Annotated in this window: 22 protein-coding genes, 1 tRNA gene and 2 pseudogenes; 11 read left to right on the top strand and 14 right to left on the bottom strand. The window is 69.7% G+C overall.

Features of this window, described 5'->3' with window-relative positions:
* Positions 1-72: 72 nt before the first annotated feature.
* A tRNA-Ala gene (locus tag ACFSCV_RS09815) sits at positions 73-148 on the bottom strand.
* 156 nt (positions 149-304) lie between these two features.
* On the opposite strand from ACFSCV_RS09815, the gene ACFSCV_RS09810 reads away from it, so the two are divergent.
* Both ACFSCV_RS09810 and ACFSCV_RS09805 read left to right on the top strand, forming a co-directional pair.
* Positions 305-595: a YggT family protein gene (locus tag ACFSCV_RS09810; protein WP_378799377.1), complete on the top strand. Its 291-nt coding sequence runs from the start codon at positions 305-307 to the stop codon at positions 593-595.
* A gap of 15 nt (positions 596-610) precedes the next feature.
* A pseudogene (locus tag ACFSCV_RS09805) lies at positions 611-907 on the top strand (DUF167 family protein); the annotation flags it as partial.
* Between the two features lie 43 nt (positions 908-950).
* Here the strand turns inward: ACFSCV_RS09805 and ppa are convergent.
* Positions 951-1487 (bottom strand): inorganic diphosphatase, encoded by a 537-nt coding sequence (ppa, locus tag ACFSCV_RS09800; protein WP_271202141.1) that lies wholly within the window; start codon positions 1485-1487, stop codon positions 951-953.
* A 126-nt stretch (positions 1488-1613) separates the two neighbouring features.
* Complete coding sequence (locus ACFSCV_RS09795; protein ID WP_378799374.1) at positions 1614-2120, bottom strand: GNAT family N-acetyltransferase; 507 nt, start codon at positions 2118-2120, stop codon at positions 1614-1616.
* A 149-nt stretch (positions 2121-2269) separates the two neighbouring features.
* On the opposite strand from ACFSCV_RS09795, the gene trmD reads away from it, so the two are divergent.
* Positions 2270-2989 carry a tRNA (guanosine(37)-N1)-methyltransferase TrmD gene (gene trmD, locus ACFSCV_RS09790; RefSeq protein ID WP_378799372.1) on the top strand — a complete coding sequence of 240 codons (720 nt, stop codon included), beginning with the start codon at positions 2270-2272 and terminating at the stop codon, positions 2987-2989.
* Positions 2990-3065: 76 nt separating this feature from the next.
* Positions 3066-3476 (top strand): 50S ribosomal protein L19, encoded by a 411-nt coding sequence (gene rplS / locus ACFSCV_RS09785; protein WP_378799370.1) that lies wholly within the window; start codon positions 3066-3068, stop codon positions 3474-3476.
* Positions 3477-3546: 70 nt separating this feature from the next.
* On the opposite strand, the gene ACFSCV_RS09780 is transcribed toward rplS, so the two are convergent.
* The 5 genes from ACFSCV_RS09780 to ACFSCV_RS09760 all read right to left on the bottom strand — a co-directional run bounded on the left by ACFSCV_RS09780 (position 3547) and on the right by ACFSCV_RS09760 (position 8747).
* Positions 3547-5016 (bottom strand): M15 family metallopeptidase, encoded by a 1470-nt coding sequence (locus ACFSCV_RS09780; protein WP_378799368.1) that lies wholly within the window; start codon positions 5014-5016, stop codon positions 3547-3549.
* A 217-nt stretch (positions 5017-5233) separates the two neighbouring features.
* On the bottom strand, positions 5234-5695 hold the full coding sequence (locus ACFSCV_RS09775; RefSeq protein ID WP_378799366.1) for a hypothetical protein: 462 nt from the start codon (positions 5693-5695) through the stop codon (positions 5234-5236).
* Positions 5696-5739: 44 nt separating this feature from the next.
* Entirely contained in the window at positions 5740-6963 is a 1224-nt protein-coding gene (gene rlmN, locus ACFSCV_RS09770) for a dual-specificity RNA methyltransferase RlmN (RefSeq protein WP_378799364.1), read from the bottom strand.
* 57 nt (positions 6964-7020) lie between these two features.
* Positions 7021-8028 (bottom strand): AbrB family transcriptional regulator, encoded by a 1008-nt coding sequence (locus tag ACFSCV_RS09765; RefSeq protein WP_378799362.1) that lies wholly within the window; start codon positions 8026-8028, stop codon positions 7021-7023.
* A gap of 77 nt (positions 8029-8105) precedes the next feature.
* On the bottom strand, positions 8106-8747 hold the full coding sequence (locus ACFSCV_RS09760) for a TetR/AcrR family transcriptional regulator (RefSeq protein WP_378799360.1): 642 nt from the start codon (positions 8745-8747) through the stop codon (positions 8106-8108).
* 728 nt (positions 8748-9475) lie between these two features.
* Here ACFSCV_RS09760 and ACFSCV_RS09755 point away from each other — a divergent pair.
* On the top strand, positions 9476-10705 hold the full coding sequence (locus ACFSCV_RS09755; protein WP_378799358.1) for an HlyD family secretion protein: 1230 nt from the start codon (positions 9476-9478) through the stop codon (positions 10703-10705).
* 29 nt (positions 10706-10734) lie between these two features.
* On the top strand, positions 10735-12384 hold the full coding sequence (locus ACFSCV_RS09750) for a DHA2 family efflux MFS transporter permease subunit (RefSeq protein ID WP_378799356.1): 1650 nt from the start codon (positions 10735-10737) through the stop codon (positions 12382-12384).
* Between the two features lies 1 nt (position 12385).
* On the opposite strand, the gene ACFSCV_RS09745 is transcribed toward ACFSCV_RS09750, so the two are convergent.
* The 3 genes from ACFSCV_RS09745 to ACFSCV_RS09735 all read right to left on the bottom strand — a co-directional run bounded on the left by ACFSCV_RS09745 (position 12386) and on the right by ACFSCV_RS09735 (position 15591).
* On the bottom strand, positions 12386-13672 hold the full coding sequence (locus ACFSCV_RS09745) for an NAD(P)/FAD-dependent oxidoreductase (RefSeq protein WP_378799354.1): 1287 nt from the start codon (positions 13670-13672) through the stop codon (positions 12386-12388).
* A 6-nt stretch (positions 13673-13678) separates the two neighbouring features.
* Positions 13679-14059, bottom strand: a complete 381-nt coding sequence (locus ACFSCV_RS09740; protein WP_378799353.1) for a hypothetical protein — start codon at positions 14057-14059, stop codon at positions 13679-13681.
* Positions 14060-14190: 131 nt separating this feature from the next.
* Positions 14191-15591 (bottom strand): glutamine synthetase family protein, encoded by a 1401-nt coding sequence (locus ACFSCV_RS09735; RefSeq protein WP_378799351.1) that lies wholly within the window; start codon positions 15589-15591, stop codon positions 14191-14193.
* A 368-nt stretch (positions 15592-15959) separates the two neighbouring features.
* On the opposite strand from ACFSCV_RS09735, the gene ACFSCV_RS09730 reads away from it, so the two are divergent.
* The 4 genes from ACFSCV_RS09730 to ACFSCV_RS09715 all read left to right on the top strand — a co-directional run bounded on the left by ACFSCV_RS09730 (position 15960) and on the right by ACFSCV_RS09715 (position 20099).
* Positions 15960-17066 (top strand): polyamine ABC transporter substrate-binding protein, encoded by a 1107-nt coding sequence (locus tag ACFSCV_RS09730; RefSeq protein WP_378799349.1) that lies wholly within the window; start codon positions 15960-15962, stop codon positions 17064-17066.
* A 102-nt stretch (positions 17067-17168) separates the two neighbouring features.
* A complete protein-coding gene (locus ACFSCV_RS09725) occupies positions 17169-18338 on the top strand; it encodes an ABC transporter ATP-binding protein (RefSeq protein WP_378799347.1) in 1170 nt (389 codons plus the stop codon).
* Between the two features lie 10 nt (positions 18339-18348).
* A complete protein-coding gene (locus ACFSCV_RS09720; protein WP_378799345.1) occupies positions 18349-19281 on the top strand; it encodes an ABC transporter permease subunit in 933 nt (310 codons plus the stop codon).
* Positions 19278-20099 carry an ABC transporter permease subunit gene (locus ACFSCV_RS09715; protein ID WP_378799344.1) on the top strand — a complete coding sequence of 274 codons (822 nt, stop codon included), beginning with the start codon at positions 19278-19280 and terminating at the stop codon, positions 20097-20099. Before ACFSCV_RS09720 ends, ACFSCV_RS09715 begins: the two co-directional genes overlap by 4 nt.
* Positions 20100-20106: 7 nt before the next feature.
* On the opposite strand, the gene ACFSCV_RS09710 is transcribed toward ACFSCV_RS09715, so the two are convergent.
* Positions 20107-21825, bottom strand: coding sequence for an AsmA family protein (locus ACFSCV_RS09710; protein ID WP_378799342.1), 1719 nt, complete (start codon positions 21823-21825; stop codon positions 20107-20109).
* Between the two features lie 162 nt (positions 21826-21987).
* On the opposite strand from ACFSCV_RS09710, the gene ACFSCV_RS09705 reads away from it, so the two are divergent.
* On the top strand, positions 21988-23949 hold the full coding sequence (locus ACFSCV_RS09705) for an acetoacetate--CoA ligase (RefSeq protein ID WP_378799340.1): 1962 nt from the start codon (positions 21988-21990) through the stop codon (positions 23947-23949).
* Between the two features lie 3 nt (positions 23950-23952).
* On the opposite strand, the gene ACFSCV_RS09700 is transcribed toward ACFSCV_RS09705, so the two are convergent.
* Both ACFSCV_RS09700 and ACFSCV_RS09695 read right to left on the bottom strand, forming a co-directional pair.
* Entirely contained in the window at positions 23953-24678 is a 726-nt protein-coding gene (locus ACFSCV_RS09700; RefSeq protein WP_378799338.1) for a GntR family transcriptional regulator, read from the bottom strand.
* Positions 24679-24939: 261 nt separating this feature from the next.
* Positions 24940-25105, bottom strand: a pseudogene (locus ACFSCV_RS09695) (succinate--CoA ligase subunit alpha); the annotation flags it as partial.

Below are 25105 nucleotides of genomic sequence, written 5' to 3'. Positions count from 1 at the left end.
CAGCGCCAAAAGAGGACGCGGCCTCGAGCGGACCAGCCCATGCGCAGGATCGCCTGCGGGGGATCGGGAGGCTGGTGGAGCCGAGGGGATTCGAACCCCTGACCTCTGCAGTGCGATTGCAGCGCTCTCCCAACTGAGCTACGGCCCCGCATCCCGGATGGCGCGCATTTAGGTGGCGGGCGCCGGGGCTGTCAAGCGATCCCGCGCGCCGCGGCGCATGGCCGACGCCCGCGCTTGCCGGGCCGGGACGCGGCGGCTACATCTCGGCTCATTCCCCGAACCAGACTGAGGGACCTTCGGCCGGATGCGCGCTCTGCTCGACGTCGTCATGCTCGCCCTGCAGCTCTACGTGTGGCTGCTGATCGCCTCCGCCATCCTGTCCTGGCTGATCGCGTTCAACGTGGTCAACACGCGGAACTCCTTCATCGCGGCGATCTGGGACTTCCTCTACCGCGTGACCGAGCCGGCGCTGCGCCCCATACGAAACATGCTGCCGAACCTCGGCGGCATCGACATCTCGCCGGTGATCCTGCTGCTGATCATCTTCTTCATCCAGCAGGTGATCGTCCGCTACGTCTATCCCAACGTGTTTTGAGCGGCCGGTCGCCGCTTGTCGCGACCGCCGGACGGCGTCCGGCTGCGCGTGCGCCTCACGCCGCGCGGCGGCCGTGACGCGATCGACGGCGTCGAGGTGCGCGCCGACGGCGAGCCAGTGCTGGCGGCCCGCGTCCGAGCCGCGCCGGAGAAGGGCCGCGCCAACGAGGCGCTGAGGGACCTGCTCGCCGACGCCTGCGGGGTGGCGCGCTCGGCGGTCCGGCTGGCCGCAGGCGCCGCCGGCCGGCTCAAGACGATCGAGATCGCAGGCGACGCCGGAGAGATCGCCGCCCGGCTGGCGCGGGCGGCGGGAGAGGCCGGCGCGCGAGGCGCGCCGGATCAGGCGGCGGGGACGCTCAGTCCTTCGCGGCCTTCGCGCGCTCGATCGCCTCGATGATCATCTTGTGCGCTTCGGCGGCGTCGCCCCAGCCGAGCGCCTTCACCCACTTGTCGCCCTCAAGATCCTTGTAGTGCTCGAAGAAGTGGGCGATCTGGCTGAGCGTGATGTCCGGCAGGTCGGTGTAGTTCTTCACGTTCTCGTAGCGCCGGGTCAGCTTCGGCGTCGGCACGGCGATGATCTTCTCGTCCTGCCCCTTCTCGTCCTCCATCTTGAAGACGCCGACTGGGCGGCAGCTGATCACCGCGCCCGGCACGATGGCGCGCGTGTTCGCGACCAGAACGTCGATCGGGTCGCCGTCGTCGGACAGCGTGTGCGGGATGAAGCCGTAATTCCCGGGATAGCGCATCGAGGTGTAGAGGAAGCGGTCGACGACCAGCGTGCCGGACGCCTTGTCGAGCTCGTACTTGATCGGCTCGCCGCCGATCGGCACTTCGATGACGACGTTGACTTCGTGGGGAGGGTTGTTGCCGAGGGGGATCGCGTCGATGCGCATGGGCGCGAGGTATCCTTTTTCGCGGACAGGCCGCTTCTGTAGCGGAGGGGCGCGCGCAGAGGCAAGGGGCTCAACGGTTTGCGCGCCGCGACACGACCCTTTTGCCGTGCGTATCGGTAAACGCGCTCAGCGCCAGACGAAGGCGAACTTCTCCAGCGTGACGTCGCCGAAATGCTCGACGCCGCGGGCGCTCAGCTTGCCGCCGAGCCGCGCGTAGAACGCGCAGGCCGCGTCGTTGCCCGCGAGCGACCAGGCGGACGCGCCGCTGAGGCCCCGCGAGGCCAGGTCCCCGCGCGCGGCGGAGAACAGGCGGCGGCCGAGACCGAGGCCCTGATATTCCGGCTTGAGATAGAGCTCGTAGACCTCGCCGCCGACCGCGAGCATCGAGGCGCGGTTGCGGCCCGAACTGGCGTAGCCGACGATCTCGCCGCCGAACACCAGCAGGCTGACCCGGCTGCCCCGCTTGAGCGCGCCAAACCACCACGACGGGCCGCGGCGCTCCACCATGCGTTCGAGTTCGCGTCCGGGAATCAGGCCGCGATAGGCGTTGCGCCAGGCGAGGTCGTGAACGTGGGCGATCGCCGCCGCGTCGGCCCCCTGCGCAGGTCGGATCTCGATCGCGACTGTGCTCACGCGACGAGAGTAAGCCTGCCCTGCGCGCGTCGACAAGCGCCGAAATGCGCGCCCGTCGGTCGCGGCGGGGCCTGCCCTGTGGACGCGGCGGCGCGTCCGGGCGATACGGCGGGGACGGAGCCACAGCCCCCGCTTCCGGAGACCGCACGATGTGGCGCGCCAGCGTCCTCACCCTCTATCCCGCCATGTTCCCCGGCCCGCTCGGCCATGCGCTGTCCGGCCGGGCGCTCGGGCAAGCGTGGTCGCTCGAGGCGCGCGACATCCGCGACCACGCCCATGACCGGCATCGCTCGGTGGACGACACGCCCGCGGGCGGAGGACCAGGCATGGTGCTGCGCGCCGACGTGGTGGCGGAGGCGCTCGCCGCGGTCGGCAAGGACGCCCGGCCGCGCGTCCTGCTGACGCCGCGCGGCCGGCCGCTCACCCAGAAGCGGGTGCGCGCGCTCGCGGCCGGGCCCGGGGTCGTGCTGTTGTGCGGACGGTTCGAAGGCGTCGACCAGCGCGTCATCGAGCGGCGCGGGCTCGAGGAGATCGCCGTCGGCGACGTAGTGCTCTCCGGCGGCGAGCCGGCGGCGCTGCTGCTGCTCGACGCCTGCGTGCGGCTCTTGCCCGGCGTGATGGGCGACGCGGCCTCGGGCGACGAGGAAAGCTTCGAGGGCGATCTGCTGGAGCATCCCCACTACACGCGTCCGCGCGACTTCGAGGGCGCGGGCGTGCCGGAGGCGCTGGTTTCTGGCGACCATGCGCGGGCCGCGCGCTGGCGTAGGGCCCGCGCCATGGCGGACACGCGCGCCCGCCGGCCGGACCTCTGGGCGAAATATGTCGCACGCGCGACAAGAGGCGTCGACAAAGCGGGAGAAGTCGAGTAGGACACCCGCCACTCACGAGATTCCCGAAACTTCTCGTGCGCCTCGCGGCCGAAGCGAGAGACGCGGAGACGAAGCTATGAACATCATCGAACAGCTCGACAAAGAGCAGATGGCCGCGGTGACCGCCGTGCGCGACATCCCGGACTTCGCTCCCGGCGACACCGTCACGGTCAACGTGAAGGTCAAGGAAGGCGAGCGCGTCCGCGTTCAGGCCTATGAGGGCGTGGTCATCGCCCGCGCCGGCGGCGGCCTGAACCAGAACTTCACCGTCCGCAAGATTTCCTACGGCGAGGGCGTGGAGCGCGTGTTCCCGCTGTTCTCGCCGCTGATCGACAGCGTGAAGGTGGTCCGCCGCGGCAAGGTGCGCCGCGCGAAGCTGTATTACCTGCGCGATCGCCGCGGCAAGTCGGCCCGCATCGCCGAGAAGCAGGACCGCAGCCAGAAGGCCGCCCCGAAGGGCAAGGCGGCGGTCGTCGCCGCCGAGTGATCCTTCGGCCTTCGGGCGAAGCTGGAAATCTAGCAACGGCGCGACCGTCCACGGTCGCGCCGTTCGTCGTTCAGGCGGGCAAGGCTGCGAGCCCCTTCACATAGGCGTCCTTGAAGCGCTCGAAGCCGTGCGAGCCGCCGTTGACGAGCTTGCGGGCCAGCTTGAGGTCGTTTCGCGCCAGCGCCGTGCGGATGGCCTGCTGCTGGTTGCGCAGGAACTGCGCGAGGATGAGGCCCGCGAGTTCGGGCTCGCAGGCCCGGTCGGGGTCGCTCAGCAGCGACACGCCAAGCTGCTCGCCGATCCGCCCGTAATTGTCCCGTCCCGTAAGCTGCACGTAGCCGCGGCCCTTGAAGCGGGCGCCGTCGCCGGCCCGCGTGTTTCCGAGCCGCCGACCGGGGCCGGTCCCGGGATCGTACTTGTCGAACGGGACCGACGCTGTGTTGAAACGGCTCCGCCCTTCGGGGATCGGCACGAACCCCTCGGTCTCCGCCCGGATCGTCGCGAGCGCCATCAGGACCATCGGACGGTCGGCCACGCCCCGCGCGCGCAGGCCGGACAGCACGAAGCCGAGATTGGCGGCGATGGCCCCCGCGACGCTCGGCGGAAACATCTTCCGGACGTGGTCGGGCGTGATCCGGCCGGTGATGTCGCCGGCGCCTGAAGGAACGACCGGCGTTGCGAGCAGCGGCTGCGCCGCAGGCGGCGCAGAGGCCGCGGGCGTCAGAAAGCCCGAGGCCGCGAAGCCGTCGACGAGCCCGTCGCCCTGCAGGTCGATCTTCGCCCAGTCGCCCTGCCGGCCCGCGACGAACACTTCCGTGCCGAGCGGCAGGTTCTTCAGGATTTCGAAGGTGGTGGCGGGGCCGCCGCGCAGGTTGAGGCCGCTGCGCGCGATCACGCGGTAAAGGTCGCCGCGCGGCGCGCCGACGACGCCAGGCGCTTCGGGCTCCGCCTCGACCAGCCCCGTGAGATCGTCGGTTTCGTCGTCGTCCGGCTCGGCGTCGCCGGCCACCGACGCCGGATTGATCCCGGCCGCGAGGTCGTCGGGCGACAGCGCGATCTGGAAATGCATCGCGTCCTTCAGCGAGCTCCAGGACCCGCCCCACTCGAACACGCGCTTGCCCGCGGTGGTCGTGATAGCGTTGACGTCGTCGATCATCGCCGCCGTCATGTCGGTGTCGGCCGACCCGAGCCGCACGTCCTCGGCGCGCTCGGACTGCGTGGCCTTGCTCGAGTAGCGCACCGCCCGCTTGCCGGCATGATCCCGGTAGGGGTTGGTCCGCCAGTTCACGTCGAGCGCGATGCCGAAGGCGTGCAGGCTGCGGCCCGATCCGTCCTTGATGGCGCGGCAGTTGTAGCTGTCGGTGTCGTCCTCGCGGATGAGGTAGCCGTGCCGCTTGAGCACCGCAGCGAGCGCCTGCCACGCCTCTCCCGTCGGCGGCGCCACGCGGATGCTGTCCGGCCCGAACCGGACGACCTCCATCTTTTCGGGCTTGCATTCGTAATCCGCCCACAGGCGGCGCAGTTCGGCCGTGGTGGCCATGGCGTCCCCTCCCCAGCGCGGTCATCGGGCGCGCGCCGACGGACCGAGCCAACGCCCAGCCGCCGACGCGGCCGCCGCCCGCGCGAGCGGCGGTCCTTGCCCTTCGGTTCTCGAACAATGCCGCGACCAGGCGCCCGGCCCGGGCGCGGCCTGAGTTTAGGAAAACGATCTTATTATTTTGGCACGGTCCAAAACGGCTGTCGAGCCGTAATCCGTGTCACGCCGATGGCGGACGGTCCGCAGGCGCATTGGCGCCGGCGTCGAGACCCGCCCCGCGGCCGGCCACCAGCCAGTGCACGAGGCCTCCGACGAAGCCGCAGGCGAGGATGTCGGCCGCCGTGAACAGCGCCCCGTCGACGCCGGACGGCAGGAGCGCCCACGGCGCGAAGGCGGTCGCCGCCCCGGCGATGGCGTAATAGGCCCAGCTTCGGATCGCGAACATTTCGCCGATCAGGACGGCGACGATGGCCGGGGCGGCGACCAGCGGCCCGAGCACGAGGATCACCGTCCAGGCGCCGATCGTCATGTCGACGCCCAGCAGCACGATCTCGTCGGGAAACAGCGACACGTCGCCGAAGTGGTTCGCCGAAATGATCGCCAGCGCCAGCACGCCCGCCAGCAGCCCGAGCGTGAATCCGAGCGGGGCGACGATCAGCCGGGCGGCGATCCGGGCGAGCATAGGGCGTCAGCGCCCTGCGCTTGGTCGTCCGCACGCCGCGCGGGTCACTCCGCCGCCTCGAGCGCCATGCGCTCCTTGGCGCGCATCCGCTTGGTCTCGGATTTGAGCTGGCCGCAGGCGGCATAGATGTCGCGGCCGCGGGGCGTGCGCACGGGGCTGGCGTAGCCGGCGCGGAACACGATCTCGGAGAACCGCTCGATCGTGTCCCAGTCGGAGCATTCGTACGGGCTGCCCGGCCACGGGTTGAACGGGATCAGGTTGATCTTGGCCGGCAGGCCCGCCAGCAGCCGCACCAGCTCGCGCGCTTCGGCGGGGCTGTCGTTGATCCCCTTCAGCATCACATATTCGAAGGTGATGCGCCGCGCGTTGGACGCGCCCGGATAGGTACGGCACGCCTCCATCAGCTCGGCGATCGGGTGCTTCTTGTTGATCGGCACCAGAACGTCGCGCAGGTCGTCGCGCACGGCGTGGAGCGAGATCGCGAGCTGGGCGCCGGTCTCCTCGCCGAGGCGGCGCATCTCGGGCACCACGCCGGAGGTCGAGACCGTGATCTTGCGGCGGCCGAGGCCGAGCCCCTCCCCATCCGCGATCACCTCGATCGCGTCGCGCACGCCGTCGAGATTGTAGAGCGGCTCGCCCATGCCCATGAACACAATGTTGGTCACGAAGCGGCCGCCGTCGCTCGGCACGGCGGCTCCGTCGGGCGCGGCGCCGGTCCAGTCGCCGAGCCGGTCGCGCGCCACGATGAGCTGCGCGACGATCTCGGCGGCCGTCAGGTTGCGCACCATGCGCTGGGTGCCGGTGTGGCAGAACGAACAGGTGAGCGTGCAGCCGACCTGGCTCGACACACACAGCGTGCCGCGTCCCTCTTCAGGGATGTACACCGTCTCGATCTCGGCGCCGGAGTCGTGGCGCCCGGTCGAGGGCATGCGCAGCAGCCACTTGCGGGTGCCGTCGACGGAGATCTGCTCCGACACGATCTCGGGCCGCGCCAGGGTAAAGGCCTGCGCCAGCGCGGCGCGCAGATCCTTCGACACGTTGGTCATCGCGCCGAAGTCGGACGCGCCGCGGTTGTGCAGCCAGTGATTGAGCTGCGCCGCGCGCATCTTGAGCTGACGCTCCGGGACCCCGATCGAGGCGAGCGCAGCCGACAGCCCGGCGCGCGTCAGGCCGACCAGCGACGGCGCCGCGGGCGCAGCCGCCGGGGCGGTCGCAGCCGGGATCCGCGCGGCGTTGGGGTTGCGTCGGGTGAGGTCGAGCGTGGTCATCGATGGAAAGCGGGGGTCGGGAGCCTGGGGACGCAAGCCCTTAGCACGAAACGGAGGTCATTGCGAACCGTCCGGCCGGTCGGCTTCGGGCGCCGCCAGCCGCGCGAACAGCGGAACCGCGAAGCTGATCGCGACGAAGCGGGCGACGTGATGCGCGCCCACGTAAGCGGGATCGAGCCCGAGCAGATAGGCCATCAGCATCATGGCCTCGAGCCCGCCCGGCGCGAAGGCGACGAACACCTGCGCGATCGGCAGGTCGAGCCACCAGCCGACGCCGAGCGAGAACCCGAGCGCGAGCGCGGACGCGACAAGGAACGAAGCGACCGAGGGCTTCAGCAGGCCGAGCACGATGCGGGGCGTCAGGCCGGCGAAGCGCGTTCCGACGATCGCGCCGAGAGCGACGAAGCACGGCAGCGCGACCGCCTGCGGAAGCGCCGCCGCCGTGACGCCCGTCGCGTGCAGCGTGGCGCTGACGGCGAAGGCGCCGATCATGAGGCCGCCCGGCAGCCGGAAGAGATGCGCGGCGAGCCCGCCCGCGGCGCCCGCGGCGATCAGCGCCAGAAGCGTTCCCGGCGAGCCGGTGGGCGTCGCGGGCGCGGCCCCCAGCGGCGCGCCGCCGAGCGCCGCGAGCACCGGGACCACGGCGACCAGCACGAACACGCGGAACACCTGCACCACAGCGACCTTGCTCATGTCGGCCGAGCTGTCGCTCGCGATCGCGAGCGTGGCGGTGAGCGCGCCGGGCGGCGAGGCGTAGAAGGCGCTCGGCCGGTCCCAGCCGAAGCCCCGCCGCAAGACCCAGTAGGAGGCGGCCACCATGGCCGCGACCGCCACGCCGAGCGCCGCCATGCTGCCGGGCCACATCAGGACGCCCGCCACCGTCGTCGGCGTCACCGCCGAGCCGAGCGAAACGCCAAGGAGGATCAGCACCGCGTTCCGGACGCGCGGCGGCACGGGGCGTATCCAGCCCGCGAGCGAGGCCGCGCCGGTCAGCACCACCGACCCCACGAGCCAGGGCGCCGGCAGGCCGGCGGCGAAGAAGGCGAGCGCCCCGGCGGTCGCCACGGCGCTGGTCAGCGCAAGGTCGGCGACGGCGCGCCAGAAAGCCGCGGAGGTCCTTCGCGGCTCCGGCCCGGACGCGCTCAGGGCTTCACGCCATAGGCGGCGAGAAACATTGCGACCGCCCGGTCGATCACATAGACGAGGCGCTCCCGCGGCGGCGGCGCCTCGCCGCCGAGCAGCACCGGCAGCATCACCGAGCCGTTCAGCATCGTCAGGAACTGCTGGGCGGCGATGTCCACGTCCTCGATGACGAGCTCGCCGTGCTCGACCTTCGCCCGCAGCCATGCGGCGAGCCGCGCCCAGCCCGCGCGCGGACCGGACGCCAGGAACAGCCGCCCGATTTCGGGTTGCCGGTCGGCCGCGCCGATGACCATGCGAACCGTCGAGACGTGGGACGGCTCCAGCATCGCCTCGAGAAAGCTGAGGCCGAGCCGGCGCAGCGCGTCGGCGACGTCATGGTTGTCGGCGTCGAGCGTGAACAGCCGCTCCGCGGTCAGCCGGCACTGGTTGCGGACGAGGCTCTCGAACAAATCGTGCTTGCTGGCGAAATAGACGTAGAGCGTGCCCTTCGACACGCCGGCCGCCCGGGCGATCTCGCCCATGGAGGCCGCGTCGAACCCGTGCGCCAGGAACACCAGCCGCGCGCCGTCGAGGATCTGGCGGCGCTTGGCGTTGTCGAGGTCGTCGTCCGCCATCGGCTGAGCGAGAATGTCCTGCTCCACGTGTCGTCCGGTCCTCTGTCGCCTTGTCCAGGGCGGCCGCGCCTTGCTGCCCGCAGGCCGCGGCGCGCGAACGCGCTGGCCGGGCGCAGGCCATGTCGCGCCCCTCGAAACACCGATCGTGAGATAACAGCGACCACTCAGACCGTCCAGTGACCGAACCGTTCGGTCAGCCATGCGCGCGGCGGCAGGCCTCGTTCCGAGCCTGCGCCACGGCGTGCGCACTGTGGCGGTCTCAGTCAGGGAAGGCGTCCGCCGAGGAGCTATGCCCGACCGCCCGCGGTCGCCGGGGCCCGCCGCGCCTCCCGTGTACGCAGACACGCTCCTTTCCCGCTGAGGGCGACGGGCGCAGCGTTTCACCCGGCGCGCCCGCCCGTGCGGGCGCGCCCCGAATAAAGCCGGCCGCGCCCAGCTCTGGAACACGACGCCCTACTTCCGCGACAACGAAGAAACGCGATTCTTCCGGGATTGCCGAAAAGAAGTCGTAACGCCTCACAAGTACACAACCCGATGGATCGAAAGGCTCCCTCGGGGCCGCGTGCCGGCGTCTCCTCGATTCCTGCATGAACGCCATGCGCGCCTGCAATGACCGAACGGTTCGGTCATTCTTGTCGAACCGTCGTCGCAGCGCTAGTAATTGACCGAACGGTTCAGTCACCCTGCCCCCGCCACAGCTCGGCGACGCGGCAGATGGCGCTTTCAGGACGTCCGCTATGGCTTCGGGCTCGACGATGCGACGTGAACCTGCCTCCGACCGAGACCTTCCGGAGACGCAGCCGACCGCCTTTCCGCGCGAGGTCGCCGGGCGCGGACCGACCGCGCGCCGCGGCGGCGAGGAGGAGCCCGCCGCCGACGCGACGGCCGCGGCCGGAACGGGCGCGCAGACGCCCGCCCGGCGCTCGCCGAAGCGCCTCATTCTCGGAGCGGTCGCCGTGGCGGCGCTCGCCGCCGGCCTCTATTACGGCCATTCCTGGTGGACGGTCGGCCGGTTCATGGTCGAGACCGACGACGCCTATGTCGGCGCCGACATGGCGGTGATGGCCCCCAAGATCTCCGGCTATGTCGCGTCCGTGCCGGCCGAGCAGAACGCGCTCGTGAAGGCGGGCGACCCGCTCGTGCTGCTCGACGACGGCGACGCCCGGCTCGCGGTCGAGGCCGCCGACGCCAAGATCGCGACCCAGCAGGCCGGCGTCGCCCGTTTCGACCGCCAGATCGCCGCCGCCGACGCCCAGACCCTGCAGGCGAAGGCCCAGGTCGACTCCGCGGCCGCCGACCGCGACCGCGCCGCCGCCGACTACGGCCGCGCCCAGCAGCTCGCCAACTCCACCTATGGCAGCCGGCAGAACCTCGACCAGGCGCGCGCCGACCGCGACCGGACGGTCGCGGCGTTCGAGGCCGCCCGCGCCGGCGTCGTCGCCGCGGAAGCGAACCGCGACGTGCTCGTCGCCCAGAAGGGCGAGGCGGAGCGCACGCTGGCGGAGCTCGTGACGGCGCGGGCCCAGCGCCAGCGCGACCTCGACGCCGCCGTGATCCGGGCGCCGTTCGACGGCGTGGTCGGCAACAAGAGCGTGCAGGCCGGCGACTACGTCACGCCCGGCAAGCGGCTGCTCGCGGTCGTGCCGCTCGACAAGGTCTACGTCGACGCGAACTTCAAGGAGACGCAGCTCGGCGACATCGTTCCCGGCCAGACGGTGCGGCTCGCGGTCGACGCCTATCCCGAGCACGACGTGACCGGCGTGGTGGACAGCCTCGCCCCGGCCTCGGGCGCGGTGTTCAGCCTGCTGCCGCCGGAGAACGCCACCGGCAATTTCACCAAGATCGTGCAGCGCGTGCCGGTGCGGGTGCGCGTCGCGCCCGAGGACGTGGCGAAAGGGCGGCTCCGGCCCGGCCTGTCCGTCATCGCCTCGGTCGACATCCGCACCACGCCTAAGGATTCCGGCGCTCCTTCCGGGGAGCGCTGAACCGAGACCCCGTGTCCGGGGCTTGAGCCATGAGCGACGACGCCTTCCCCCCAGGCGACGGCCGGCCCGCCGATCCGATCCGCGTCCCCCGCGCGTCGGCGGCCTCCGCTCCTCAAGCCCCGGGCGCGGGACCCTCCGAGCCGGTCGTGACGCCGCGCCGCCTGATCGGCTTCCTCGCCCTCGTCTTCGGCATGTTCATGGCGATCCTGGACATCCAGATCGTCTCGTCGTCGCTGTCGGAAATCCAGGCCGGCCTCGCCGCGAGCCCGGACGAGATCTCCTGGGTCCAGACCAGCTACCTGATCGCCGAAGTCATCATGATCCCGCTGTCCGGCTATCTCGGCCGGGCGCTGTCGACGCGGGTGCTGTTCACGATCTCGGCCGCCGGCTTCACGCTGGCGAGCGCGCTCTGCGCCACGGCGACGACGCTGCCGGAGATGATCGTCTACCGCGCGCTGCAGGGCTTCATCGGCGGCGGCATGATCCCGACCGCCTTCGCCGCCGCCTACACCATCTTCCCGAAGCGGCACCAGCCCGCGATCATGGCGCTGGTCGGCCTGACCGTGACGCTGGCGCCCACCGTCGGGCCCACCGTCGGCGGCTATCTCACGCAGCTGTTCTCCTGGCACTGGCTGTTCCTGGTGAACATCATCCCCGGCGCGATCGCGACCCTGCTCGCCTGGACCCTCGTCGATTTCGACGAGCCCGACCTCAGCCTGCTCGGCAAGCTCGACTATCTTGCGCTGATCGCGCTCGCCGTCTTCCTCGGCAGCCTCGAATACGTGCTGGAGGAAGGCGCCAAGGACGACTGGTTCCAGGACGAGACCATCCGCGTCCTGTCGGTCGCGACCGTCGTGGGCGGGATCGCCTTCTTCTGGCGCTGCTTCGTCGCGGAAGAGCCGCTGGTGGACCTCAGGGCCTATCGCGACCGCAACTTCGCCTTCGGTTCGTTGCTCACCTTCATGCTGGGCGTCGGGCTCTACGGCCTGACCTATCTCTACCCCGTGTTCCTCGGCCGGGTGCGCGGCTACGACAGCCTGCAGATCGGCGAGACGGTGTTCGTCACCGGCATGTTCATGTTCATGACCGCGCCGGTCGTGGGCGTGCTGTCGCGCAGGGTCGATCCGCGCTGGCTGATCGGGACGGGCTTCGTCGGCCTCGGCCTGTCCTGCCTCGACGTGACGGCGCTGACCCGTGACTGGGCCTTCGGCGAGCTGTTCCTGCCGCAGGCCCTGCGCGGGGTGTCGCTGATGCTCGCCATGGTGCCGATCAACGTGGTCTCGCTCGCGACGCTGCCGCCCGACAAGCTGAAGAACGCAAGCGCCCTGTTCAACCTGAAGCGCAATCTCGGCGGCGCCTTCGGTCTCGCGTTCATCAACACGTTCCTGAACGAGCGGCAGGACCTGCACATGCTGCGCCTGCGCGAGAGCGTGACATGGGGCCGGCAGGTGGCGGAGGAACGCGTGGCGGGACTCGCGCAGAGCCTGTCGGCGACGCTCGGATCGGACGCGGACCTCGCCGCGATCAAGCAGCTCAGCCTCAGCGTACGCCAGCAGGGTCTGGTGCTGGCTTTCGCCGACGTCTTCCTCGTGCTCGGGATCCTGTTCCTCGCCCTGGTCGTGCTGGTCCCGCTCGTGAAGCGTCCGGACGCGGGCGCCGGAGCGGCCCCCGCGCACTGAGCTACAGCCGGTCCCGCAGGGCGAAGTAGCTCATGGCGGCGACGAGGATCGGCTTGCGCAGCCAGGTTCCGCCGGGGAAGGCGGGCACGGGCAGCCGCGCCAGCAGGTCAAAGCCCTCGAGCCGTCCGGCGACCGCGTCGCCGAGGATTTTTCCGAACATCGGCCCCAGCAGCACGCCCTGGCCCGAATAGCCCGCCGCGGTCAGGACGCCGGGCGCGATCTCGCGCACGAAGGGCAGACGCGTCGGCGTGACGCCGAGGACGCCGCCCCAGGCGTGCTCCAGCGCGACGTCGCGAAGCTGCGGGAACACCTTCGTCAGATGCCGCCGCACGATCGGCGCGACGTCCTTCGGCAGCGTGGTGGAGTAGGTCTCGCCGCCGCCGAACAGCAGCCGCCCGTCAGGCGTCGGGCGGTAGTAGTAGACCACGAAACGGCTGTCGGAGACGGCCGCGCGCGTCGTGAGCACGTCCTTCAGCCGCTCGCCGAGCGGCGCGGTGACGGCGATGTGGTTCGCGATCGGCATGACGTGGGATTCGACCGCAGGCTCCACCCCCTCCAGCAGGCCGTCGGTGCAGACGAGGACGGTGTCCGCGAGCGCGGCGGCGCCTTCTCCGTCCTCCAGCCGGTGCGGCCTGCCCCGGACGAGGCGCCGGGCCCGAAAACCCTCGAAGATCATCGCCCCCGCCGATTCGGCCGCGCGGGCGAGGCCATAGGCCAGCGCCAACGGATCGAGATGGCCGCCGCCATGATCGATCGAGCCGCCGTAATAGGCGTCGGTCTTCACCAGCGCGCGAAGCCGCTCGCGGTCCAGCGGCTCCACATGGGGGTAGTCGTAGTCGCGGGCGAGCTTCTCGGCGTAGGCGCGGCTCTCCTCGACGAAATGCGGCTTGTGGTCCGCGTGGATCAGGCCGGGCTCATAGGCGCAGTCGACGCCGTGGTCGGCTATCAGCGCCCGGAGCAGGCCCTTCGCCTCCTCCGCCATGTTCCAGAGCTTGCGCGCGTCGGCCGGCCCCATCAGCCGCTCGAGCTCGTCCTGTCCGAGCCGCTGGCCGGTGTGGACCTGCCCGCCGTTGCGGCCCGACGCGCCCCAGCCGACGCGCGCCTGCTCCAGCACGGCGACCGAGACGCCGCGCCCGGCGAGATGCAGCGCGGCGGACAGTCCCGTGTAGCCGGCGCCGATGATCGCGACGTCGAAGCGCCGCACGCCGTCGAGCCGGGGACGTGGGGCCGGCGCCGGGTTCACGGCCGCGTAGTAGGAAGAAGCTGTTGGGAAGAGATCGCTGCTCAAAGTCAGTTATCTCTTCGACTGGTCGTAGATGTATCCTCGGGGCGAGATGCTAAGCTTCTTCGTCTCCGATCGAAAAGCGACGATGTCGCTTTGCGCATCCCACTCGTCGGTGAGGTCGACGTCGAGGCAGAGATCCGACGCGAATTCGAACCTGGCGACCACGACGCTCGGAAAGTGGACCTGTTTGAACGGCCTCTCCTTCAACGCCGCGATGATCGAAGGCGTCGCTTCATCCGACATGGTCTCGCTGCAGATCCATGGCGCTCCAGCCCGCCGAAACGTCCAACGCACGTCATAGATCGAGATCGTGGCGCGCGGATCCTCGACGATCCGCTTGCGGCGTTTGTCGATGGTCTGCGCTGATCCCCCGAAATCCAGATAGAGCATCGAACCCAGATACTTACCGAACCGGAAGCAGTGGCGTCCGCCGATAGCCTCGGCAACGTCGCGAGAAAACGTGTTCCTCGCTATCCGCCGGGGCCTTGCTTCCGTCACGGGCGTCGCTTGCCGGGCGTTCGTCACACGTTCAGCAGCAGGTACTCGCGCTCCCACGGGCTGATCACGCGCATGAAGGTCTCGAACTCCGCGCGCTTGATCGCGCCGTAGGTGTCGATGAAGGAGCGGCCGAACACGTCTTGAAGCGGCGTGCAGTCCTCAAAGGCCGCGACCGCCTCGAGCAGGCCGCGCGGCAGCGCGTAGTCGAGGCCGTGGGCGGAGCCCTCGATCGGCTCCGTCGGCTGCAGCCCCTCGATCATGCCGAGATAGCCGCAGGCGAGCGACGCGGCGATCGCGAGATAGGGGTTGGCGTCGGACGACGGCACCCGGTTCTCGACCCGGCGGGCGGACGGCCCCGACGGCGGCACGCGGATGCCGGTGGTGCGGTTGTCGTAGCCCCACTGCACGTTGATGGGGGCGGACGACTGGCGCGTCAGCCGGCGGTAGGAGTTCACGTAAGGCGCCAGCACGCACATCACCGCCGGCAGGTACTTCTGCGTGCCCGCGAGGAAGGCGAAGAACTCGGAGGACGGCTTGCCCTGCGGGTCCGAGAACAGGTTGCTCCCGTCGGCGTTCAGCACCGACTGGTGGATGTGCATGGCGGAGCCGGGCTCGTTCGCGATCGGCTTCGCCATGAAGGTGGCGTAGATGTTGTGCTTGAGCGCCGCCTCGCGGATCGTGCGCTTGAACATGAAGACCTGATCGGCGAGCGCGAGCGGGTGCCCGTGCCGCAGGTTGATCTCCATCTGCGCGGCGCCCTCCTCGTGAATCAGGGTGTCGATCTCAAGCCCCTGCGCTTCCGAGAGGTCGTAGATGTCCTCGAACAGCTCGTCGAACTCGTTCACCGCGGAGATGGAGTACGACTGCCGGCCCGTCTCCGGGCGGCCGGAACGGCCGATCGGCGGCTCCAGCGGATAGTCGGGATCGGTGTTGGGCTTGACGAGATAGAACTCGATCTCCGGCGCGATCACCGGCGTCCAGCCCTTCTTGTCGTAAAGGTCGACCACCCGCTTCAGGAGCTGGCGCGGCGAGACCTCGACCGGCCGGCCGTCGCGATGGAACGCGTCATGGATGATCTGCGCGGTCGGGTCGGACGCCCAGGGCACGACGGCGAGGGTCGCGAAGTCGGGCTCCAGCACCACGTCGCTGTCGGCGGGATCGCCGCCGCCCACCACGTCGTCGTCCGCGTAGCCGCCGGCGATGGTCTGGTGGAAGATCGAGGACGGCATGTTCATCGTCGGCGAGGCGAAGAACTTGGCGGCCGGCATGATCTTGCCGCGCGCGACGCCGGCCTGGTCGGCCACGACGCATTCGAGCTCCTCGACGCCCCGCTCGAGAACCCAGGCGCGCGCCTCCTCGAGAGAGGCCGCGCCGCGCCGGTCGGCGATCGCCTCCTTGAGACTGCTGCGCTTCTTCTTGCTCATCATGCACCTTGCGCGCGAGGCCGCCGCAGCCCGGACGGGCCCGCGGATGCGGCGGCTCGACCCGAGCCGTATCATCGAACCTGCGGCGGGCGTCCCGCCCGTCGCGTCGCGCGGCCCGCTCCCGGATCGGGTCTGGAGGGGGAATCTCGAAACGGTCGCGCCAGACGGTGGAGAGCCGTCCGGACGCCGGCTGGCGGCGTCGCTCCAGCGTGCCCGAGGCCGTGAATCAAATCAATCCGCCGCGCCGCAGCATGATTTGAAGGCATGGCGCGCTAGCGGGCAGGGAATGTGTTGTGCCTGTTATCCGGCGAGGCTAGCCTTGCCTTCGCGCCCTCCTCGGCGGGCGATCGCGACAGGAGAGACGGCGCATGACGTCGAAACGATTGCTGCGCACGCTGGCGGCGGCGTGCGGTCTGGCTGTGGGCCTCGCGGGACAGGCTTTCGCCCAGAGCAAGGAAGTCCGCGTCTACAACTGGTCCGACTACATTGACGAGCAGGTCCTCAAGGATTTCGAGGCCGAAACCGGCATCAAGGTCGTCTACGACGTCTTCGATTCCAACGAGATCCTCGAAACCAAGCTTCTAACCGGCAAGACCGGCTACGACGTGGTGGTTCCGAGCGCGACATTCCTGTCGCGCCAGATCAAGGCCGGCGTGTTCCAGAAGCTCGACAAGTCGAAGCTGCCGAACCTCGCCAACGCCTGGCCGGAGATCTACCAGCGGATCGCCAAGTACGATCCCGACAACGCCTATTCCATCAACTACATGTGGGGCACGACCGGCATCGGCTACAATGTCGACAAGGTCAAGAAGGCGTTCCCCGACGCTCCGCTCGACAGCTGGGCGCTGGTCTACGATCCCGCCAACCTCAAGAAGCTGAAGAGCTGCGGCGTGATGCTGCTCGACAGCCCCGAGGATCTTCTTCCGTCCGTCATGACCTATCTCGGGCTCGAGCCGGACCTGACGAACGTCAAGAACGTGGAGAAGGCCGCCGAGCATCTCGGCAAGCTCAAGCCCTACATCACCAAGTTCCACTCGTCGGAATACATCAACGCGCTGGCGAACGGGAACATCTGCGTCACCGTCGGCTATTCCGGCGACGTCTTCCAGGCCAAGAGCCGCGCCGAGGAAGCCGACAAGGGCGTGAACGTCGAATACGTGATCCCGAAGGAGGGCGCGCAGCTCTGGTTCGACGAGATGGCGATCCCGGCCGACGCGCCGAACGTCGAGAACGCCCACATCTTCCTGAATTACATCCTGAAGCCGGAGGTCGCCGCCAAGGCGTCGAACTACGTCTCCTACGCCAACGGCAACCTGAAGTCCCAGGACCTGCTCGACGAAGCGGTGAAGAGCAACCCGGCGATCTACCCGACGCCGGAGGTGTTCCAGCGCCTCTACACCGTCCCGACAGTCGAGGATTCGAAGGTCCAGCGCGCGCTCACCCGCGCATGGACCAAGGCCAAGAGCGGGCGCTGACCGGCGCCGAGAACTGAGAGGTCCCCGGTCGGCGCGCCTGGCCGGGGACCGTCCCTTTTCAGACTTCCCGACGTCCAATTCTCCTCCCCGCTGGACCCGCACATGGCGCTCAAGCCGGCACAGAAAGCCCTCGGCCCGATCCGGCGTTCGTTCGCGCCGTGGCTCGATCCCTCCGCGGTCCCGCTGATCCGCTTCGAGAACGTCGTGAAGCGCTTCGGCGACTTCACCGCCGTCGACGACGTCTCGATCGACATCCACCAGCGCGAGTTCTTCGCCCTGCTTGGCCCTTCCGGCTGCGGCAAGACGACGCTGATGCGCATGCTCGCCGGCTTCGAGGAGCCGACGTCGGGACGCATCACACTCGCCGGCCAGGACCTGTCCGGCGTGCCGCCCTACCGGCGGCCCGTGAACATGATGTTCCAGTCCTACGCCCTGTTCCCGCACATGAGCGTGGAGCAGAACGTCGGCTTCGGCCTGAAGCAGGACAAACTGCCCAAGGCCGAGATCGAGGCGCGGGTGAAGGAGATGCTCAAGCTCGTGAAGCTCGAGCCCTTCGCGAGCCGGAAGCCGCACCAGCTCTCCGGCGGCCAGCGCCAGCGCGTCGCGCTGGCGCGCTCGCTCGCCAAGCGGCCCAAGGTGCTGCTGCTCGACGAACCTCTCGGCGCGCTCGACAAGAAGCTGCGCGAGGAGACCCAGTTCGAGCTGATGGACCTCCAGATGGAGCTTGGGCTCACCTTCCTGATCGTCACGCACGACCAGGAGGAGGCGATGACCGTCGCCGACCGCATCGCGGTCATGAACCACGGCAAACTGGTCCAGGTGGCGACCCCCGGCGACATCTACGAGCAGCCGAACTGCCGCTACGTCGCCGACTTCATCGGCGACATCAACATCCTGGAAGCCAAGGTGGCGAGCGCCGCCGGAGGCATGGCGCGCCTCGCCGTGGCGGAGCCCGCCGTCGAGATCGCGGCCGCCGCCCCCGATCCCGCGCCGGCGCAGGGAGCCGAGGTCGCCTTCGCCCTGCGCCCGGAGAAGGTGCGCATCTCGATCGAGCCGCCTCCGCCCGACGCGACCAACGTGCTGAGAGGCGAGGTCTGGGACATCGCCTATTTCGGCGACTGGACCAAGTTTCTGGTCAAGCTCGACGGCTCCGAGAAGATCATGCGCGTCAGCCGCGCCAACGCCACCCGCACCGAAACCGCGCCGATCGCCTGGGACGACAAGGTCCATGTCTGGTTCGCGCCGGACGCCGGCGTGCTGCTGACGTCGTGAGGGCCCGGCCATGACGGACGCCGTCGCGACCAAGCGGGCGGGATCGAGCGGCCTCGGCCGCCGCATCCTGATCGCGATCCCCTACGTCTGGCTGCTGATCTTCTTCCTCGCGCCGTTCGTGATCGTGCTGAAGATTTCGCTCTCCGACGCGACGATCGCGCAGCCGCCCTACACGCCGCTTCTCGACCTTTCGGCCGGCTGGCAGGGCGTGGTCGAGTGGTGGAACGGCCTCGACTTCGAGAACTACACGCTCCTGACCGAGGACGAGCTCTACTGGGTCTCGTATCTGTCGAGCCTGCGCATCGCGGTCATCTCGACGCTGCTGATGCTGCTGATCGGCTATCCCATGGCCTACGCCATGGCGCGCGCGCCGAAGTCGATACGGCCGGCGCTCGTCATGGCGGTGATCCTGCCGTTCTGGACCTCGCTGCTGATCCGCGTCTACGCCTGGATCGGCATCCTGAGCCCCGAGGGTCTGCTGAACGCCTTCCTGCTCTGGACCGGGATCATCTCCGAGCCGCTCTACATCATGAACACCGAGACGGCCGTGTTCATCGGCATTGTCTACTCCTACCTGCCGTTCATGGTGCTGCCGCTCTACGCCAGCCTCGAAAAGCTCGACGAGTCGCTGCTGGAGGCGGCGGCCGACCTTGGATCGCCGCCCTGGAAGGCGTTCTGGCAGATCACCGTGCCGCTCTCGATCCCGGGCGTGATCGCCGGCTGCTTCCTGGTGTTCATTCCGGCGGTCGGCGAGTTCGTCATCCCCGACCTGCTCGGCGGCTCCGAGACGCTGATGATCGGCAAGACGCTCTACAACGAGTTCTTCCTCAACCGCGACTGGCCGGTGTCGTCCGCGATCGCGGTGCTGCTCCTGCTGGTGCTGGTGGTGCCGATCGCGGTCTACCAGAACGTCCAGGCCCGCCAGCTGGAGGGCAAGGCGTGACCAAGGGCCTTTCCGCCGTCAACGTCACCGCGCTCGTGCTGGGCTTCTCGTTCCTGTACCTGCCGATCCTGATCCTGGTGCTGTACTCCTTCAACGACAGCCAGCTCGTCACGGTCTGGGGCGGGTTCTCGACCCGCTGGTACGTCTCCCTGCTGCACAACGACCAGCTGCTCGAGGCCGCCTGGGTGACGATCCGCCTGGGCCTCGTTTCGGCGACGCTCGCGACCGTGCTCGGCACGCTCGCGGCGGTGACGCTGACCCGCCTCGGCCGCTTCCGGGGCCGCACGCTGTTCTCCGGGATGATCTACGCGCCGCTCGTCATGCCCGAGGTCATCACCGGCCTTTCCATGCTGCTGCTGTTCGTGGCGATCAATCTCGAGCGCGGCTTCCTCACGCTCACGATCGCGCACGTCACCTTCGCGATGTGCTTCGTCGCCGTGGTGGTGCAGTCCCGGCTTGTCACGTTCGACAGGAGCCTCGAAGAGGCCGCCCTCGACCTCGGCTGCCCGCCGTTCAAGACATTCTTCGTGGTCACGCTGCCGATCATCCTGCCAGCCGTGGTCTCCGGCTGGATGCTCGCCTTCACGCTCTCGATCGACGATCTGGTGATCTCGCAGTTCACGACCGGGCCCGGCGCGACGACCCTGCCGATGCGGATCTACTCGTCGGTGCGCCTTGGCGTGAAGCCCGAGATCAACGCAGTATGCTCGATCCTGATCGCCATCGTCACGACCGGCGTGATCATCGCCTCGATCGCGACCAAGCGCGCCGAGAACGAGCGGCTGAAGGCCGAACGCGCCGCAGCCGCGGGCCGCTGAACTGGCGTCAGGGCGCGACGGCGGCTTCGGTCGCCCCGGCGTCCCCACCGCGGCCGAACGACGACCGGCTGTCGAGCCTCAGGCGCGGATCGTCGAACGGGCCGTCGATCCGCACTGGAGCCGACGCGCCGTTCCCGGCCGCCAGCCTGCCCCCGAGGTCGAAGCGGCGCGTGCGGAGGTCCGCCTCCCCCGCGACGTCGACGCGCGCCGCCGGACCGACGAGCGCGAGCTCCCGGAGCCTGGCCACCCCGCCCGCCATAGTCATGGCGCCGTCGATCGACCTGATCTCCAGACGCCCGCCAAGGCCAAGCAGAACGAGCGCCTTGGCGCGGAAGCCGCCCATGACCCCGTCCTGCAGCCGCGCCGCGCCTTCGCCGGACAGGCTCGACACGATCTCCTCCATCGATCCGCCGGATCCCGTAAGGGAGGCCTCGACCGAGAACGCGCCGGACAGGGCCGCCTCGCCGCGCGCCGCGGTCAGCAGGTCCTCGAGATCGACGCCTCTGGCCTGCAGGTCGAGCCACACGTGATTGGCGCGGCCGTCCGGGCGGATGCGCGCCCTCCCAGCGACGACGCCGCCATAGACCTGCGCCTCGCCGACGCCGACGTCGAGCGCGCCGTCCGCGACGGTGACGGTGGCGGCGGTCGGACCAAGACGCAGACCGCCCGCGCGGACCGAGCGCGCGGACAGCCGCAGGTCGAGGTCCACCGCCTGGAACGGCTGCACGTCGAACCGGACGCCGCTCCACGAACCGTCCGCGCCGAACGCCGGCGCAAGACCGTCGAGATAGGGCGTGACGTCCAGCGTCCTGGCGTCGAGCGTGGCCTCGATCTGGGGCCGGCCGGCGTCCGACAGGGCGAAGCGCGCCGCGCCCACGTAGTTCGCGCCGTCGACCGCGATCTCCGCCTGGTCGACGGCGACGCCGGCGCGCGACACGGCGGCGGCGCCGGACAGCGTCGCGCCGCTCAGCTCGGGGCCGACGGCCGGAAGAGGAGCGCCGAACCAGCGCGCGACGTCACGGATCGAATCCGCCCGCGCGGCGATGCGGCCGTCTATGCGGGCGGATGCGCCGTCCGTCGTCGTGTGGCCGTCATAAGCGAGACGCACGCCGCCGCCCTCGAACCGGGCGCGCACCGCGCCGCTCCGGCCGAGGGCGACCGCGGTCGGGTCGTCGAGGGTCGCCGTCGCCTCCACCGGGCGGCCGCGGAACCGGCCGGCGGCCGTCAGCCCGAGCGCGCCGCCGCGGGGCCAGGCGAGCCCCAAATCGATCCCGCGGATGCGCGCGTGGCCCCAGACCAGTTCGCCGTCTGTCACCCGCAGCGTAGGAGGCCGCGCCCCCACGAGAATCCACCCGCGCAAGGCGTCGGCGAAAGCGTCGAGATCGGCGTCCGTGACGGTGGCCACGACACCGTCCAGCGCGACCGTCTCCAGCTCCACACGTCCGAACAGCAGTGGAGCGAGGCGGGGGGTGGCCGTCAGCGACCGCGCGCGGGCGAGTTCGGCGCCGTCCGGAGCCCGGACCGTCACGTCTGTGAGACGCAGACGCGGCGCAGGCAGAAGTCCGACCGCCGTTCCGCGCGCGTCCAGCCGAAGGCCGGCTCCGGTGTGAAGCCGCTCGAGGACGGCGCGTTCGAACCCGCTTTCGGAGCCGCGCGCCAGAAGCGCCGCGAAGGCGACGCCAAGCGCAAGCGCCGCGGCGACGAGGCCGAGAACGATACGACGCATTCGATCGGATCTCTCTTGCGGAACGGGGCCCCGCGCGCGAAGCGTACCGGCTTATAGCGCCCCCGCCCGCGAAGCGCCAAGACCGGCTTCCGGCCGCTTCAGGCTGCGCTTATAAGTTTAGCGACGCCAGCTTTCCCCACGCCGCCAGCCGGAGCCTCCCGCATGACGACCGCCGCCGCGCCGCTCTGGTCGCCCTCGGACGAGCGCATCGGGAGCAGCGCCATCGCGCGCTTCTCCGCGCAGGCGGAAAAGCGCGCCGGCCGTCCGCTCGACGGGTTCCGCGCCCTGCACGCTTGGTCCATCGAAGACCGCCCGGCCTTCTGGGACCTCGTCTGGGACTTCTGCCGCGTCATCGGCGACAAGGGCGAACGCGCGCTCGAGAACGGCGACGCCATGCCGGGCGCGCGGTTCTTTCCCGACGCGCGGCTGAACTTCGCCGAGAACCTGCTGCGGGGCTCCGGCGACGGCGACGCCATCGTGTTTCGCGGCGAGGACAAGGCCGAAGCCAAGCTCTCGTTCGACGCGCTGCGCGCGCTGGTGTCGCGCATCCAGCAGGCCCTCGTCGTCGCCGGCGTCGGCGAAGGCGACCGGGTGGCGGCTATGATGCCGAACCGCCCGGAAACCGTCGCCTTCATGCTGGCGACGGCCTCGATCGGCGCGATCTGGTCGTCCTGTTCGCCCGATTTTGGCGAGCGCGGCGTGCTCGACCGGTTCGGCCAGATCGAGCCCAAGGTCTTCGTCACCGTTGACGGCTACTGGTACGCCGGCAAGCGCATCGAGATCGCGCCGAAGCTGAAGCCGATCGTCGACGGCCTGCCGACCGCCCGGCGCACCGTGGTCGTGCCCTATCTCGGCGGCGCGAGCGAGGTGGCGTCGGGCCTGCGCGACGCGGTCCCGCTTGACGGCTTCCTCGAAGGTTTCGAGCCGAAGCCGCTGGCCTTCAAACGCCTTCCCTTCGCCCATCCGCTCTACGTGCTGTTCTCCTCCGGCACCACCGGCGTGCCGAAGTGCATCGTGCATTCCGCCGGCGGCGTGCTGCTGCAGCACCTGAAGGAGCATGTGCTGCACTCCGACATCCGGCCGGGCGACCGCGTGTTCTACTTCACCACCTGCGGCTGGATGATGTGGAACTGGCTGGTGTCGGCGCTGGCGGCGGAGGCCACGCTGCTGCTCTACGACGGCTCGCCGTTCCACCCGACGCCCGCCGTGCTGTTCGACTTCGCGGACGCCGAGGGCATGACGTTCCTCGGGACCTCCGCGAAATGGATCGACGGGGTGAAGAAGCAGGGCCTTCGCCCCCGCGACAGCCACGATCTTTCGACCGTCCGAGCCATCGCCTCCACCGGCTCTCCGCTCGCCGATTCGAGCTTCGACTGGGTCTACGAGGCGGTTAAGAGCGACGTGCAGCTCGCCTCGATCTCGGGGGGCACCGACATCGTCTCCTGCTTCGTGCTCGGCAACCCGCTCGATCCGGTCTGGCGCGGCGAGATTCAGGGGCCGGGCCTCGGCCTCGCGATCGCGGTGCTCGACGACGACGGCCGGCCGATGACGTCCGGCAAGGGCGAGCTGTCCTGCGTGAAGGCCTTCCCCGCGATGCCGATCGGCTTCTGGAACGACCCCGACGGCGCCAAGTACCGCGCGGCCTATTTCGAGCGCTTCGACAACGTCTGGGTGCACGGCGACTTCGCGGAGTGGACCGAGCACGGCGGGCTGATCATCCACGGCCGCTCGGACGCGACGCTCAATCCCGGCGGCGTGCGCATCGGCACCGCGGAGATCTACGCGCAGGTCGAGAAGATGCCGGAGATCACGGAAGCGCTGTGCATCGGCCAGGATTACGACGACGACGTGCGCGTGGTGCTGTTCGTGCGTCTGGCGGAAGGCGTGGAGCTCGACGAGGACCTGACGAAGCGGGTCAAGGCGCGCATCCGCGAGGGCGCGTCGCCGCGGCACGTGCCGGCCAAGGTGGTGGCCGTCGCCGACATCCCGCGCACCAAGTCCGGCAAGATCGTGGAGCTCGCGGTGCGCGAGGTGGTGCACGGACGGCCGGTGAAGAACAAGGAGGCGCTGGCGAACCCCGAGGCGCTCGAGCTCTACGCCGGCCTCGAGGCGCTGAGGAGCTGAGCCTCAGTCGAAGATGTCGCCGTGCTCCTCGACATAGGTGGCGAGGCCGAGCGTGTGGTCGCGGGAATGGCGCTCGGCCAAGTCGGCGTCGCGCGTCTCCAGCGCCTCGATGATCGCGAGATGCTCGACGATCGACCGGCTGGCGCGGTCGTCGCGGCCGATGGTGATCTGGCGCAGGCCGCGCACGTGCACCAAAAGGTTCGCGGTCATCTCGGCGAGGGTCTGCGAACCGCTCAGCCGGATCAGGGTCTGGTGGAACTGGATGTTGGCGGCGGAGTATTCGCCGACGAAGTCCGACGGCTTGTGGCCCTCGTCGAACTTCTCGAACAGCACGCGCAGCTTCCGGATGTCGGCGTCGCTCGCCTGCTCCACGACGAGGCGCGCGGCCATGCTTTCGAGCGCGGCCCAGGCCTGGATCATTTCCACGACCTCGCGCTTGGTCTTCTTGAGCACCATGATGCCGCGGCGGGGCATCGACTTGACGAAGCCTTCCTGCTCCAGCATCGCCACCGCCTCGCGCACGGGCGTGCGGCTGACGCCGAGCCGCTCGGAGAGCTGGCGCTCGTCGATCCACGTCGGTTCCGGCGTGGAGTAGATGTCCATGTTGAGGATCGCCTGCTTGAGCGCGGCGTAGACCTTGGTCTTGAAGGTCTGCTCGGGCGCGAAGCGCTCCAGCACGAGTTCGGACGCCGGCTCTTCAGCGGCAGGCCAGCGCAACGGGACTTTCACGAGCGCGGAATCTCCTGATCCGAGGCGATTGCGCCGGTTATCAGACGTCTGGGCTCTGGCGCACCACGCCTTTCGGATAAGGCGCCAACGCCCGACGCGGCTGTTCTAGCGATTCACGTCGCCAAGAGCATATCGGCGCTTCGATAGGTCGCAACCCGAAACCGCCCCCGGACGGGCGACTGCGTCCGTCCGGGGTGAACTCGCGGTTCATTTCAGGGTTAACCGGGCGTCACGTCCGGTTAACCCTCGGCTGCAACGACGTCAGAGCGCGGCGCCGGCGACGCGGGCCGGACGCTCGTCGACGCCCCTGAGCATATCGACGAGAGTTTTTCCGAGCCGTGCGGGGGATGGGGAGACTCGGATTCCGGCCTCCTCCATGGCGGCGATCTTGTCCTCGGCTCCGCCCTTGCCGCCGGAGATGATCGCG

This window comes from Methylopila henanensis (assembly GCF_042681025.1).
Classification (GTDB): Bacteria; Pseudomonadota; Alphaproteobacteria; order Rhizobiales; family Methylopilaceae; genus Methylopila; species Methylopila henanensis.
This window is presented reverse-complemented; position numbering and strand designations above follow the sequence as displayed.